We start from the raw sequence: 13,115 nt of genomic DNA, 5'->3' as shown, positions 1-13,115 counted from the left end.
CCCAGACGGTGAGCGATGCTAGCAGGGTTTGCTGGGCGGTTCTGGGGGCACCCGCGCCGAGCGGCACCCGCGCCGGGCGGCGGCTAGACGAGCCCGGTCTCCTGCGCCACGTGGATTGCGCGCGCCCGAGTCTCGACGTCGAGCTTCGTGAAAATGTGCGCGAGGTGGCTCTTCACGGTGGCCTCGGTGACAAACAGTGCGCGAGCCATTTCGCGGTTGGTGGCACCGGTGACGAGCAATTTCAGCACCTCGAGCTCGCGTGCGGTGAGCTTCGGCAGCGGGTTGCGCATTCCCTGGACCACGCGCGACGCGAGGCTCGGCGCGAGCACCGTTTCGCCGGCCGCGGTGCGCTGCACGGCGTCGATGATCGCCTCGGGCGGCATGTCCTTCAGGAGGTAGCCGGCCGCGCCGGCCTCGATCGCACCAAGGATCTCGGCATCGCGGTCAAACGTGGTGAGGATGAGCACCGCGGGCGCGGGATCGAGCCGCCGCAGTTCGGCGGTGACGCCGATCCCGTCGAGCCCATCGCCGAGCCGCAGGTCGCACAGCACCACGGCAGGGGACAGGTGCCCCGCGAGTGTGATGGCCTCTTCCCCCGTGGCCGCCTCGCCCACCACCTGGATGCGCGGATCGGCGTCAAGCACAGCGCGCAGCCCGGTGCGCACGACGGGGTGGTCGTCGACGAGCAGAACGGTGACGGTCATCGGGGCTCCTCTGTCGGGGCGGGCGCGGTAGCGGTCGGCGCTGCGGCGGAATCGGGGCGTGGGCTCGGGGCAGCGGTGAGCGGGAGGTACGCCGAGAGCGCGGTGCCGTCGCCGGGCGCGCTCTCGACCTCTAGCCCACCGCCGAGCTCGCGCAGGCGATCGCGCATGAAGCGCAGGCCATAGCTTGAGCCGCCGGCGCCCGCGCGTTCCCAGCTCGCCGCGTCAAAGCCACGCCCATCGTCGATGAGGTCGAGGCGCACCGCATCGCCCGCGTCGATCAGGCTGAGCACGGCACGCGAGGCCTCCGCGTGGAGGCGAACGTTCGCGAGCGCGGACTGCGCGGTGCGCAGCAGAGCGACCTCCGCGGCGGCGCCGAGCTGTGGGAGTGAATCGTCGACGTGCAATTCGGTGCGCACGCCGGTCTCGTCCTCGAACGCAGCGAGCAAACGACCGAGCGCCGCACCGAGCGCGCCCTCGTCGAGCTCGGCGGGCGAGAGCGCCGCGATGATTCGGCGCACGTCCCCCAGACTGTCGCCGGCCAGATCCTCGATGCGGGCGAGGGTGCGCAGGGCATCGTCGGGCGTCGCGGGCTCACGCTCCGCGTGCGCGAGCAAGCGGATGGACGAGAGCGATTGCGCGACAGTGTCGTGAATATCGCGCGCGAGGCGCGTGCGCTCAGCGACGGCGCCGGAGTGGCGCTGCGCGACCGCGAGCTCGTCCTGCAGCTCCGCCATCTCCTGTTGCGCGCGCGTGAGCGAGGCGACAAGGCGCTCGCGCTCGGCGGCATCACGCAGCAGTTCAAGGTAGCCGCGTGAGATGCCCAGCGCGAAGATACCGCCGATGAGGGGGCCAAACACGTTCGCGTAGCTCGTGGCGCCGTGGTGCACGAGCGGGCCGCCCACGACCACCGCGTACACGAGTGCCGAGAAGAGCAGCGCCCACCGGCCGGGGAGGAGGTGCCCGGCGAGCAGCCAGAGGAGAAAGGCGAGCCACACGAACTCTGCGGAGACCGCGACCGCGACGACCCAGATCACGGCGAGGCCGACGAGCCACCACGCGACCACGCCCGTGCCGCGCACGCGCGAGGGCAGCAGCGTGCCCGCGGTGTGCCAGGCGAGGATCGCGAGGCCGCAGATCAGCGCGACCGGGATCGCGACCCCGTCGCCGGTCGCGCGGATCACGCCAATCGTGGTGAGCGCCGCGGCGATCACGTGCTGGCCGATCTGCATCGCGCGCACCGCGGGGCGCGGGGCGGTGCCCGGGGCCGCGTGGGGGAGTGGTGCGTTCACAATGCTCATGCCAGTCTCCTCCGTCCCCGTGGGGTTCTGGCCCCACACTATCCGAGCCGTCTGCACCCGTGGCTCCGCCTTTTGATTGATCTTTGCCCCGATCATGCGGTTTTCGGGTGACATCGAGATGAGTGCAGACGTACGCTGGCGCTATGAAATGGGAACAGCTCCTCCTGCGCATCGATCGGCTCGCGGGCGGGCGGGCCGCGGGTGAGCGGATCCCCGTCGCGGATCGGGATCATCCGCGCACCCGCCGCGCCTTTGGATGGATCTGGGCGCTCCTTGGGGTGGAGGTGCTGCTCGGGCTCGGCGCGGTCGTGGTGGCTGTCGTGATCGCCGGGTCGGGTGGTGCAGTGCCGTTCGCGGTGTGGATGCGCACCGTCGTGGTGCTCGGAATGACCGTGACGCTCTGCTACTTCACGTGGCGCGCCTCGCTCGGCTGGCGCTGGGCGTACCAGCGGCTGCGGCTCTTCGCGCAGATCTTTCCCGTGATCACCTTGGTCATGGCGGCGATCCCCGGCCTCTACCCGCTCTGGATGATCACGGAGCAGATCGTGTTCAGCCTCATCATGATCGGCATCGCTGATTTCCTGACGAGCGACCACATGCGCGCCGCGTTTCGGAAACCGGGCAGCGAGCCCAATCTGTCGACCGCTTCCGAGCCGACCACTCAGCCTTAACGCAGCGCGACGCGGCATTCGGCACAGAAACACCGACAACGCTACCCAGTGCCCTCTACGCAACACGGAGTTTTCGAATCCGGGCTACGGAGAACGCCGCGTTCGGGGCTACGGGCGCCGCTCGCGGGCCTACTCTAAAAGGACCACCAACCCCCGGTGGAGCGCGGATCCCCCAATCCGTGCGACACGAACTGCTCGATCCCCAGACCGCAATCATTCCCCCATTCGATCGTGTGTCTTGAGCAGATCCCCCTGAACTGTGTCGGCCGCATCCCCCATCACACGCGGCCGGCACAGTTGTTTTCTGGCAGGAGCCGCTATTTTCTGGCAGGAGCCGCCATGCGGGTCGCGGGTGAGTGCCGCTAGATCGGCTCGGGGGAGCGCAGCAGCGCGGCGCGATCGGCAAGAAACGCAGCAAGCGTCTGCGCTCCGGACAGCGGTGCGCCGGCCCGCCACCGCACGCGCACTTCGCTGTCCGCGAGGCCGAGCGGCAGCGCCGAGTTCTCGGCCTCAAGCGCTGCGAGCGCGTCCGCATCGCCGAGCGGGATCGCGACGGCATCAAAGTTCACGGGCGCACCGCTCTCGAAGCCGCCCCGCAGCGCCGCCGCGGCGATCTCGCGGCGCTCCTCGCGGGACAACGACTGGTAGCCCGGGCGACCGCGCTCGGCTGCCCGGGTCGCGCGACCGGCGGCGTAGAGCGTGCCGTCAGTACCGAGGAGCAGGGTGCCCACGCGCCACACGCGGCCGAGTGAGCGCATGCGAGCGGGCCGAGTCCAGAGGAGCACGCGCCGGGGCGGCTCGAGCACGGCGAGATACTCAGCTTCGACGCCAGCCTGAGTGAGTGCGGCAGCGGTCTCCATGCACGCTGCAACAGCGCGCGCTGTTGCCCCGCTCTCCCGATCGTCCACCGTCACCCGGCCAGTGTAACCGGCACTAGAGTTGGTCTGATGAGCTCAGTGTCGACGCCCCAGCACTTCGGACGCAGCGCAACGATCCGCGCCATGCTCCTCGTGCTGATCGGATCCCTTGGTATGCAGTTCTCCGCCGTAATCGCGGTGGGGCTGTTCCCTGCATTTGGCGTGCTCGGCACGAGCGCACTGCGCATGCTGCTCGCCGCCGTGATCCTGCTCATCATCTTCCGCCCGCGGCTGCGTGGGCGCACCCGCCGCGAGTGGAGCGGAATCGTGCTCTACGGCGTTGCCATGGCCGCGATGAATGCGTTCCTGTACCTCGCGTTCGCTCGCCTGCCGCTCGGCATCGCGACCACAATTGACTTCCTTGGCCCCTGCCTCGTCGCGCTCGCGGCCTCCCGCCGTGCGCGCGAGGGGCTGCTCGCCGTCGTGGCGCTGCTCGGTGTCGCGCTGATCGCGGGCTTCGGCGGCGCGCTCGACCCGCTCGGCCTCATGTTCGCCGGGCTCGCGGGCGCCGCGTTTGGGCTCTACACGCTGCTCGCAGCGCGCGTGGGACAGTCCGACGGTGGCCTGCCGAGCGTCGCGCTGTCGGTGACCGTCGCGGCGATCCTCACACTGCCATTCTCCGCGCCCGTGGTGCCGCTCGTGCGCGTGGAGCACCTCATTCCACTGCTTGCGTCCGCGCTGCTCGGCACCGCGCTCGCGTTCACGGTCGACACGATCGCGGGCCGACTCACCTCGGCGCGTGTGCTCGGCGTCTTCTTTGCGTTCGATCCTGTTGTGGGCACGATTCTCGGCGCGCTGTTCCTGGACCAGATGCTCACCCCCATTGCGCTCGTCGGCATCATCCTGGTGGTCGCCGCGGGAGCCGGAATTGTGTGGCTCTCCGGCGGGCACGGGCCCGCTGCCCCGCCGCAGGACGAGCCGGCGACCCCGTAAGCTGTCGGCGTGACGACACAGCCGGGAACCGAGTCGCTCGAGATCGAGCGCAAGTACGAGATCGCGGTCGGGGCACCGCTGCCGAGCGCGGAGGAGTTCGCGGCAGCGGGCTTTGCCGCGGACGCGCCCGAAACCTTCGAGCTCGTCGCGCGCTACTACGACACGCCTGACGAGGACCTCGCACGGGCTGGCATTGCCGTGCGCGTGCGCGAGGGCGGCACTGACGCAGGGTGGCACGTGAAGCGACGCGAGCCGGGCGGCGTGCGCGAACAGCACTGGCCCCTCGAGACGCAACTGCCCGCGGGGTTGCTCGCAGAGCTCGCCGCGCGGATCGGCGTGGCCGCGGGATCCGTGCGGCCGCGCGCCGAACTGCTCACCGAGCGCACCGTTGTTGTGCTGCGGGATGTCCAGGGCCGCGCGCTCATCGAGCTCGCTGACGACCGCGTGCGCGCGACCGACCTCGCCGACGGGGTGCGGCGCGCCTGGCGGGAGTGGGAGGCCGAGCTCCTCCCAGGCGGAGCGGAACCGCACCTCGATGCGCTCGATCCCGTGCTGCGGGCGGCCGGGGCCAGCCCGTCCGCGAGCCCCGCAAAGATTGCGCGCGCGACGGGCAAGCTCGTGCAGATCGCCCGCGCGAAACAGGCCGATGCTGCCGTGATCGCCGCACTTCTGGAACTCGACGCCGATGATCAGGCGGCGGCGCGTACCCTGGACTCATGAGCAACCGAGCGAAGCCCAATAAGAACCGGAATGAGCGCGGGGCGGGCAAGAAGCAGGGCTCGCAGAAGGGCTCGCAGCCGTCGCCTGAGGCGCGGCGCAAGCAGATCATTGTCGGCATCGTGATGGGCGCCATCATGGGCGTCGTCCTGGGCGCGCTCACCCAGTTCTGGCTGTGGCTCCCCGCCGGGCTCGCGATGGGGCTCGCCACGGGCGCCATCATGAAGCCGCCGGCTGAGTAACGGGCGGCGCGTGGCGGCTCCTGAAAAAGAGGAGTCACCACGTGTAAACGCGAATGTCAATGTCATTTACATTCGCGTGATTCTGTGCAAGGATCGTCTCGGACATCGAAGACGAGGACCCCATGCACCAGACCATTTTTGAAACGAACCGACCGGCAGCGAAGATCGTCGAAGACTCGCTTGCCGACACGAAGCTCTCCTGCTTCTGGATCGACGACGTTGCCGACACCGCAGCGCGCTACCCCGCGCTCGCGGGCGATACGCGCGTGGACGATGCTGTGGTGGGCGGCGGCTACGCCGGCCTCTGGACCGCGATCAAGCTGAAGACGGAGCACCCCGAACGACGGGTGATCCTGCTCGAGGCGAAGCGCGTTGGCTGGGCGGCATCAGGCCGCAACGGCGGCTTCTGCGAGGCGAGCATCACTCACGGTGAGCCGAACGCTGAGGCACGCTGGCCCGAGGAGACCGGCGTGCTCGCTCGCCTCGGCTACGAGAACCTCGACGCGATGGAGCAGTTCATCGCGGACAACGGGCTCGACGTGGACTTCGAGCGCACCGGCCAGCTCTCCGTGGCGAACGCCCCGCACCAGGTCGAGTGGCTCGGCGAGAGCGAGGACCCCACGGTCGTCACGCTGAACGCCGAAGAAGTGCAGGCCCGCATCGCATCGCCGACTTTCCTGGGCGGCGAGTTCGCCCCGCGGGAGAATGCAAACCTGCACCCCGCGAAGCTGGCGGCAGAGCTTGCGCGCCACGCCGCGAAGATCGGCGTCGAGATCCACGAGCAGACGCCCGTGAAGCGCCTCGATGGGGGAGCGGATACTCCCGTGCAGCTCACCACCGAGCGCGGCACGGTCACCGCGGAGCGCGTGGCGCTCTGCACGAATGTGTTCCCCTCGCTGCTGAAGCGCTACCGCTTCCACACAGTTCCCGTGTACGACTACGTGCTCATGACCGAACCGCTGAGCGACGAGCAGCTCGCCTCGATCGGCTGGGACGGCCGGGAGGGTCTCGCCGACATGGCGAACCAGTTCCACTACTCGCGCCTCACGAAGGACAACCGGATTCTCTGGGGCGGCTACGACGCCGTCTACTACGCGGGCGGCAAGATCAAGCCCGAGTACGAGGACCGGATGGAGAGCCACCGCAAGCTTGCGAGCCACTTCTTCACGACCTTCCCGCAGCTCGCAGGCGTGAAGTTCACCCACCGCTGGGCCGGCGTCATCGACACGAGCACGCGCTTCTGCGCCTTCTTTGGCCAGGCGCTGGGCGGTCGCGTGCAGTACGTCGCTGGCTTCACGGGTCTGGGCGTTGGGGCCACCCACTTCGCGGCCGACGTGATTGTCGACCGCCTCGAGGGTCGGGTCACCGAGCGCACCGAGCTCAAGATGGTGAAGGACGTGCCGCTGCCGTTCCCGCCCGAGCCCGCCGCCTCGATCGGCATCAACCTCACCCGTTGGTCGCTCGACCGCGCGGATCACAACGAGGGCAAGCGCAACGTGCTGCTCAAGACGCTTGATGCGCTCGGCCTGGGCTTCGACTCGTGAGCGGCGTAGAGGAGAACATGGATCAGACAGCAGCGAACGAGAGCGCAGCGAACGAGGGTGCCCTGCCGAACGGCCGCAACGCAGCCGTGCACGCCGGGTCGATCCCGGTGGCGCTCGAGGCGGTGGAAGCCGCGGACGTCGTCTCGGGCGATCCCGCGCAGGGGATTGTTGAGCTCGGCGAGATCGGCGGCGCCGAGGCCGGCATCTGGGAGCTGCGCGGCGGCACCGTGACCGACACCGAGGTGGACGAGCTTTTCGTGGTGCTCTCGGGTGGCGCGTCCATCGAGCTGCTCAGCGAGCCCGGCGTTGAGAGCGATCCCTCGGCCGATCCGCGCACGGTTGAGGTGGGCCCCGGCGACGTCATGCGCCTGGTCGCAGGCACCCGCACCCGCTGGACCGTACGCGACCACATCCGCAAGGTCTACATCGCGGGCTAACCCGCACGCGCGCTTGAACGCTCAGGGTCGGTGATCTTTTCGCACCGATCCTGAGCGTTCGCTGTATGATGATCGATTGGTCGCGCGCTCGCAGGGGCGGACGCGCAGCTCACTTCTGAACTGACCGCCCCATTGAAGGAGCCCGCATGGCGCTGCCCTGGAAACTGCACGGTGACGGAAAGCACGTTGCCCCCGACGCGATTGTGCTCCCGGAGGAGCGCCTGAGCTGGGGCCGCACGATCGGCTTCGGCGCACAGCACGTGGTCGCCATGTTCGGCGCGACCTTCCTCGTGCCGCTGCTCACGGGCTTCAGCCCCACGGCCACCCTCTTCTTCTCGGGCCTCGGAACGATGCTGTTCCTCTTGCTCACGGGCAACCGCCTGCCGAGCTACCTCGGTTCGTCGTTCGCGTTCATCGCGCCGATCCTTGCCGCCACCGCCGGCGGCGATGATCTCGGCCGCGCCTCCTTCGGTATCCTCGCGATCGGTGTGCTCATGGCCGTCGTTGGCCTCGTGGTGCACCGCTTCGGCACGGGCTGGATCAACGCGCTCATGCCGCCCGTCGTGATGGGCGCGATTGTTGCTCTCATCGGCTTCAACCTCGCACCGGCCGTGCGCAACAACTGGACCGGCAACCCCGGCGCAAACCCGGATGTCGATCAGGTGCTCTCCTCGTGGGTGGCGCTCGCAACGCTCGTCGCGATCCTGCTCATCACCGTGCTGTTCCGCGGTCTCATCGGCCGCCTCTCGATCGTGCTCGGCATGGCGGTCGGCTACATCATCGCGGTGATCGCGGGTCTCGTGAACTTCGATGCGGTCGCTGAGGCCGACTGGGTGGGGCTGCCCCAGTTCCATGCGGTAGGCAACCCGTTTGCCGATCCCTCGCTGTGGGGCCTCCTCCCGGCCTTCCTGCCTGTCGTGCTCGTGCTCATCGCCGAGAACGTGGGGCACGTGAAGAGCGTGGGCCTCATGGTGAACCGCGACCTCGACGGCGTGACGGGCCGTGCGCTCCTCGCCGACGGACTCTCGACCATGCTCGCCGGCTTCGGCGGTGGCTCGGGCACCACGACCTACGGTGAGAACATCGGCGTGATGGCCGCGACCCGCGTCTACTCGACGGCCGCGTACTGGGTCGCCGGCACCATCGCCGTGCTGCTCAGCTTCTCGCCTAAGGTGGGCGCCGTGATCTTCTCGGTGCCGCCGGCGGTGCTCGGCGGCGTGACCGTCGCGCTCTACGGCCTCATCGGCCTCATCGGTGTGAAGATCTGGATCGACAACAAGGTCGACTTCTCGAAGCCGATCAACCAGTTCTCGGCCGCCGTGCCGCTCATCGTGGGCATCGCAGACTTCACGATTCAGTTCGGCTCGGTGGTGTTCAACGGCATCGCGCTCGGCACGATCGCGGCGATCGGCGTCTACCACCTCATGCGCGTGCTCGCGAAGGCGCGCGGTGGCGAAATGCAGCTCGCGGACCCCGTCGTCACGGGCCCGGCAGCCGACGACGCGAGCTAGCGCGTTCGATCCCGCGCCATCAGCGCATTCACAGCGCATCCGCAGCCGACGAAACTCCGTTGCGGATGCGCTGTTTTGCTGTTTCAGCGCCTAGGGTGGCGGTGTGTGGAGTGTAGACCGACGTCGGCGACCCGAATCGGGTGGCGACGATAATGAGACCGTAGAGGTCACCGCTGAGGCGGTGCCGCCCCAGGACGAGGGCGCGGTCCCGGCTGCCCCCGCCCCCGAGGCTCCCCGCGCCCCCGAGCGCGATCTGACGGCCCAGCTCACCGGGCCGGTGTCACTCGTCGACGCGTACGCGGACGAGCACGCCGACTGGCGCCGCGACGCCGCGCGCATCGGCGGCCGAAACCCGCTGCTGCACTTCGATGACCGACCCGCCAACCGGATTGAGCTCTCGACCACCCACCCGGGCGGATTGCCGCAGTTCATCACGGGTAACAAGATCCTGCTCTCTGCCCTGATTCGCGACGACCTCGCGCTCCGCCACGCGCGCGCCGCCGCTGGGCGCGTGACCGACAAGGCGATCGAGATGCGGACGGTGCGCGGACTCGAGACCGTTCACCTCGGTGTGGGCATCGCGAAGTGGACGTTCGAAGGCGAGGAGTTTTGCGCCCCCGTGCTGCTGCGTCCCCTCGCTATTCGCCGCTATGGCCGCGACTTCGAGCTCAAGCTGAAGCAGTTCCCCTCGGTGAACGAGGAGCTGATCCGTGCGCTGCGCGAACAGTTCGGCATCACGCTTGATGCGCGCGCACTGGTCGAGCTGTCGCAGTCCGAGGGTGTGTTCAAGCCCCAGCCCGTGATCGACCGCGTGCGCCAGACCGTCGCCGGGGTCTCTGGGTTTGTGGTGCAGCCGCGCCTTGTCGTGTCCTCGTTCCACTCGGTGGCGCAGGGCATGGTCGGTGCGGTGAAGGATCTCGACTCGCCGATTCTCGCGGCTGTGTGTGGCAGCGAGCCGGCGCGTGAGCAGCTCGCGAAGGCCTACCGGCCCGTGAGCGCGACCGCGCCCGACGAGCGCTCGCCCGACGTGGACCGGCACCTGTACGACGCCGATGCCGAGCAGGACGATGTGCTTGCGCAGATCGACGCCGGCCACTCGGTCGTCGTGCACACGCTGCCCGGCACGGGCGGCACGCAGACCGTGGTCAACGCGATCGGTAGCCTTGCCCGCGACGGGAAGCGCGTGCTCGTCGTGTCGCCCCGCCGGGCGACGCTCGACGGGATTTCGCACCGCCTGACGCGCGCAGGCCTCGCCGGCCTCTCGGTCGGCCCGCGCCGTGTGCGCCGCAACCTCGTTGAGTCGATTAGCCGCAACGAGAACGCGCGCGCCGAGCAGCTGGGTGAAGTCGATGCTGCGCTGATCCGCCTCCGCGGGGTGCTGCGCGACTACCGCGGTGCACTCTCGACCGCGGACCCGCGCTACGGGGTCTCGCCGCTCGACGCCCTCCGTCGTTTGACGCGGCTCGCCCAGAGCGAGCGTCCGCCGCACACGACCGTGCGGCTCGATGATCACGCCCTCGGCCAGCTGACGCTTGATCGCAGCGCGATGGCGGAGGACCTCACAGAGGTCGCGCGCCTCGGCCAGTTCCAGTACGGGCCCGAGGATTCGCCCTGGTACGGCGTGAGCTTCTCCACGACGGAGGAGGCCCGCACCGCGTACGGCACCGCAGTCGATCTCGCCGAGGCGCAGCTGCCCCGCCTGATCTCGATGGCCAACGAGGTGATTGGCCAGACGTCAATGCGCCCGTACGAGACGATCGCCGAGCTTGGGGTTTATCTCCGGCTGCTCATGGGCATCCGCGATACGCTCGACCGCTTCACCCCGTCGGTGTACGACCGCTCGCTGACCGAGGTCATCGCGGCGCACGCGCCGCGCGGCTCTGACGAGATGACGGCCGCGAACAAGCGTCGCCTGCGCAAGCTCGCCCGCGAGTACGTGCGCCCCGGCGTGCACATCACGGACATGTACTCGCGCCTCGTGCAGATCCAGCAGCAGCGCGTGCTCTGGCAGCGCTACACGACTGTGGTCGGCGCCCGCCCCGAGGTGCCGCTCGGTATCTCTGACGTGGTCGTGGCGTTCCAGTCCGCCTACCAGGATCTCGATGAGCTCGATCGGGTGCTCGGCGTTGCGAGCGATCCCGATCGGCTGAAGAACCGCACCCTCGGATCGCTCGCGAGCCGCATCTCCGACCTCGCCCGCGAGTCCGAGGTGCTGCAGAACATCCAGGAGCGCACGAAGATCGTGGAGCGCATGCGCGCCGCGCACCTCGAGCCGCTGCTCGACGACCTCTCGGCACGCCACGTGCCCGCCGAGGACGTCGCCTCCGAGCTGGAACTCGCCTGGTGGCAGTCGGCGCTCGAGCGGATGTTGCACACGAACCCCGCGCTGCTCAGCGCGAACACTGGCGTGCTCGAGCGGCTCGAGGCCGATTTCCGCCTCGTCGACGATGCGCATGCCGGCGCGAACGGCGCGCTCCTCGCTGCGAGCTTGGCCGATGCGTGGCGCGTTGCCGTGCTCGACCACAAGCAGGAGGCGCTCGCGATGCGCGAGGCGCTGCGCCGCCCCGACGTGACCGTCGCCCAGCTCGCACAGGGCGCCCCTCACCTGCTCAGCGTGCTCGCGCCGGTCTGGACGATGTCGCCGTACGAGGTTGCAGAGCTGCCCGACAGCATGCGTTTCGACACTGTGCTGCTCGTCGATGCGGGAGCCACGACCCTCGTGGAGAACCTCGGTGCCATCCGTCGCGCTCAGCAGGTCGTGGCCTTCGGTGACACGATGACGCAGACGCCCGCGCACTTCGAACTGTCGGTTGGCGCCCCGGTGCCGGAGGCGGCATCCGATCCTGCGGAGGCCGACGCCCTGCACCGCAGCTCGGCGTTCGCCGCGCTCGGCGAGGTGCTGCCGACGCTCACGCTGACGCGCAGCTACCGCGCCGGCGGCGAAGACCTCACACAGCTCGTCAACACGCGCTTCTACGGCGAGGCGATCCAGACCCTGCCCTGGGCGGGCAGCTTCCTCGGACACTCGAGCCTCACGTACGAGTTTGTGAGCGGCGGCCAGGGCCTGCCGGACCAGCAGACCGGTGCCGTGGAGAGCACAGACGCCGAGGTCGAGCGCGTGGTGCAGCTGGTGCTCCAGCACGCGAGCGATCGCGCCGGTGAGTCGCTCATGGTCATCACGGCGAGCGAACGCCACGCGGTGCGCGTGTACCAGGCCGTGCTGCAGGCGTTCTCGAAGTTCCCGCAGTACCGCGAGTTCTTGCTCGGGGATCGTGCGGAGCCCTTCGCGGTGATGACGCTCGAGCAGGCGACCGCGCAGAGCCGCGATCGCGTGATCTTCTCGATCGGCTACGGCCGCACCCCGCACGGGCGCGTGCTCTCCAACTTTGGCGGCCTCGGTCGCCCGGGCGGCGAACGCCTGCTCGCGGTCGCAATGACCCGCGCCCGCCGCGCGATGACCATCGTTAGCTGCTTCAAGCCGAAGGACCTCGACTCCGCGCGCATCAAGCACGGCGTCGTGGAGCTCGCCGAGCTGCTCGCACTCGAGCACCCGGCACCCGAGCCGCCCGCGCTCCCCGCCGAGCGCGATCCCATGATCGGCGAGCTCGCCGACCGCTTGGAAGCGCTCGGGCTCACGGTTGCGCTCGACTACCGCGGCGCGATTCCGCTTGCCGCGTCGTACGACGGCCGCGCGATCGCGATCGATGTTGACCTGGGTGACGGTTCGGAGAGCCTGCGCGATACGCTGCGTCTCCGCCCGGCCGTGCTGCGCCGCCTCGGCTGGCACTACCACCGAGTCCAGAGCTTCGACTTGTTCTCCGACCCCGACGAGGCCGCGCGCCGCATCGCCCGCACCCTCGGAATCGAGGCGGGGGAGCTCGCCGCGGATCAGGCGTGACCGATACCGACCCGGCGGCGGAGTCTCGCCCGCAGCGTCGCTCGCGCCGGGCGCAGCGGCCCGCTCCCTCGGGAGTGGATCCGCGCCCGTCGGAGCACGCGCTCAACGCGCGAGCCGGCGAGGATCGCGCGGAGGGCTGGGGGGACACGGCTTCTGGTGCGGACGGCACTGCCGAGCGCGCCAACGAAGCACGGTTGAAGCGCGATCGCCCGCCGCACTGGGGCTAGCGGGAGCGCGACGCCG

At 69.5% G+C, this 13,115-nt stretch carries 12 protein-coding genes; 9 read left to right on the top strand and 3 right to left on the bottom strand.

The features are described from left to right. Positions 1 to 83 precede the first annotated feature (83 nt). Positions 84 to 704, bottom strand: coding sequence for a response regulator (locus ACR81A_RS12125; protein WP_440311942.1), 621 nt, complete (start codon positions 702 to 704; stop codon positions 84 to 86). Beyond that, entirely contained in the window at positions 701 to 2,002 is a 1,302-nt protein-coding gene (locus ACR81A_RS12120) for a sensor histidine kinase (protein ID WP_440311941.1), read from the bottom strand. Before ACR81A_RS12120 ends, ACR81A_RS12125 begins: the two co-directional genes overlap by 4 nt. Positions 2,003 to 2,145: 143 nt before the next feature. Between ACR81A_RS12120 and ACR81A_RS12115 the strand changes: the two genes are divergently transcribed. Further along, the gene (locus tag ACR81A_RS12115; protein ID WP_202380879.1) at positions 2,146 to 2,673 is read left to right on the top strand and encodes a hypothetical protein; all 528 of its coding nucleotides are present in this window, start codon (positions 2,146 to 2,148) and stop codon (positions 2,671 to 2,673) included. 362 nt (positions 2,674 to 3,035) lie between these two features. On the opposite strand, the gene ACR81A_RS12110 is transcribed toward ACR81A_RS12115, so the two are convergent. Beyond that, the gene (locus ACR81A_RS12110; protein WP_440311940.1) at positions 3,036 to 3,587 is read right to left on the bottom strand and encodes a hypothetical protein; all 552 of its coding nucleotides are present in this window, start codon (positions 3,585 to 3,587) and stop codon (positions 3,036 to 3,038) included. A 33-nt stretch (positions 3,588 to 3,620) separates the two neighbouring features. Here ACR81A_RS12110 and ACR81A_RS12105 point away from each other — a divergent pair, with 33 nt between their 5' ends. The 8 genes from ACR81A_RS12105 (at position 3,621) to ACR81A_RS12070 (ending at position 13,099) form a co-directional block, all read left to right on the top strand. Continuing rightward, positions 3,621 to 4,523, top strand: a complete 903-nt coding sequence (locus ACR81A_RS12105; RefSeq protein ID WP_237462206.1) for an EamA family transporter — start codon at positions 3,621 to 3,623, stop codon at positions 4,521 to 4,523. A 9-nt stretch (positions 4,524 to 4,532) separates the two neighbouring features. Then, positions 4,533 to 5,243, top strand: coding sequence for a CYTH domain-containing protein (locus ACR81A_RS12100; RefSeq protein ID WP_440311939.1), 711 nt, complete (start codon positions 4,533 to 4,535; stop codon positions 5,241 to 5,243). Continuing rightward, entirely contained in the window at positions 5,240 to 5,482 is a 243-nt protein-coding gene (locus ACR81A_RS12095) for an HPP family protein (protein WP_237462207.1), read from the top strand. The genes ACR81A_RS12100 and ACR81A_RS12095 overlap by 4 nt, the downstream gene beginning before the upstream one ends. A gap of 122 nt (positions 5,483 to 5,604) precedes the next feature. Continuing rightward, complete coding sequence (locus ACR81A_RS12090; protein WP_202380881.1) at positions 5,605 to 7,026, top strand: NAD(P)/FAD-dependent oxidoreductase; 1,422 nt, start codon at positions 5,605 to 5,607, stop codon at positions 7,024 to 7,026. Positions 7,027 to 7,043: 17 nt separating this feature from the next. Beyond that, positions 7,044 to 7,463, top strand: a complete 420-nt coding sequence (locus tag ACR81A_RS12085; RefSeq protein ID WP_202380882.1) for a cupin domain-containing protein — start codon at positions 7,044 to 7,046, stop codon at positions 7,461 to 7,463. 146 nt (positions 7,464 to 7,609) lie between these two features. Next, the gene (locus tag ACR81A_RS12080; protein ID WP_440311938.1) at positions 7,610 to 8,974 is read left to right on the top strand and encodes a uracil-xanthine permease family protein; all 1,365 of its coding nucleotides are present in this window, start codon (positions 7,610 to 7,612) and stop codon (positions 8,972 to 8,974) included. A gap of 103 nt (positions 8,975 to 9,077) precedes the next feature. Then, positions 9,078 to 12,872 (top strand): AAA family ATPase, encoded by a 3,795-nt coding sequence (locus tag ACR81A_RS12075; protein ID WP_337248880.1) that lies wholly within the window; start codon positions 9,078 to 9,080, stop codon positions 12,870 to 12,872. Continuing rightward, a complete protein-coding gene (locus ACR81A_RS12070) occupies positions 12,869 to 13,099 on the top strand; it encodes a hypothetical protein (protein ID WP_202380884.1) in 231 nt (76 codons plus the stop codon). Before ACR81A_RS12075 ends, ACR81A_RS12070 begins: the two co-directional genes overlap by 4 nt. The last annotated feature ends 16 nt before the right edge of the window (positions 13,100 to 13,115 follow it).

Origin of the sequence: Leucobacter chromiireducens (assembly GCF_051993095.1) — a bacterium.
Lineage (GTDB): Bacteria > Actinomycetota > Actinomycetes > Actinomycetales > Microbacteriaceae > Leucobacter > Leucobacter chromiireducens.
Note: the sequence above shows the minus strand (reverse complement) of the source record. Positions and strands in the feature narration are given on the sequence as shown.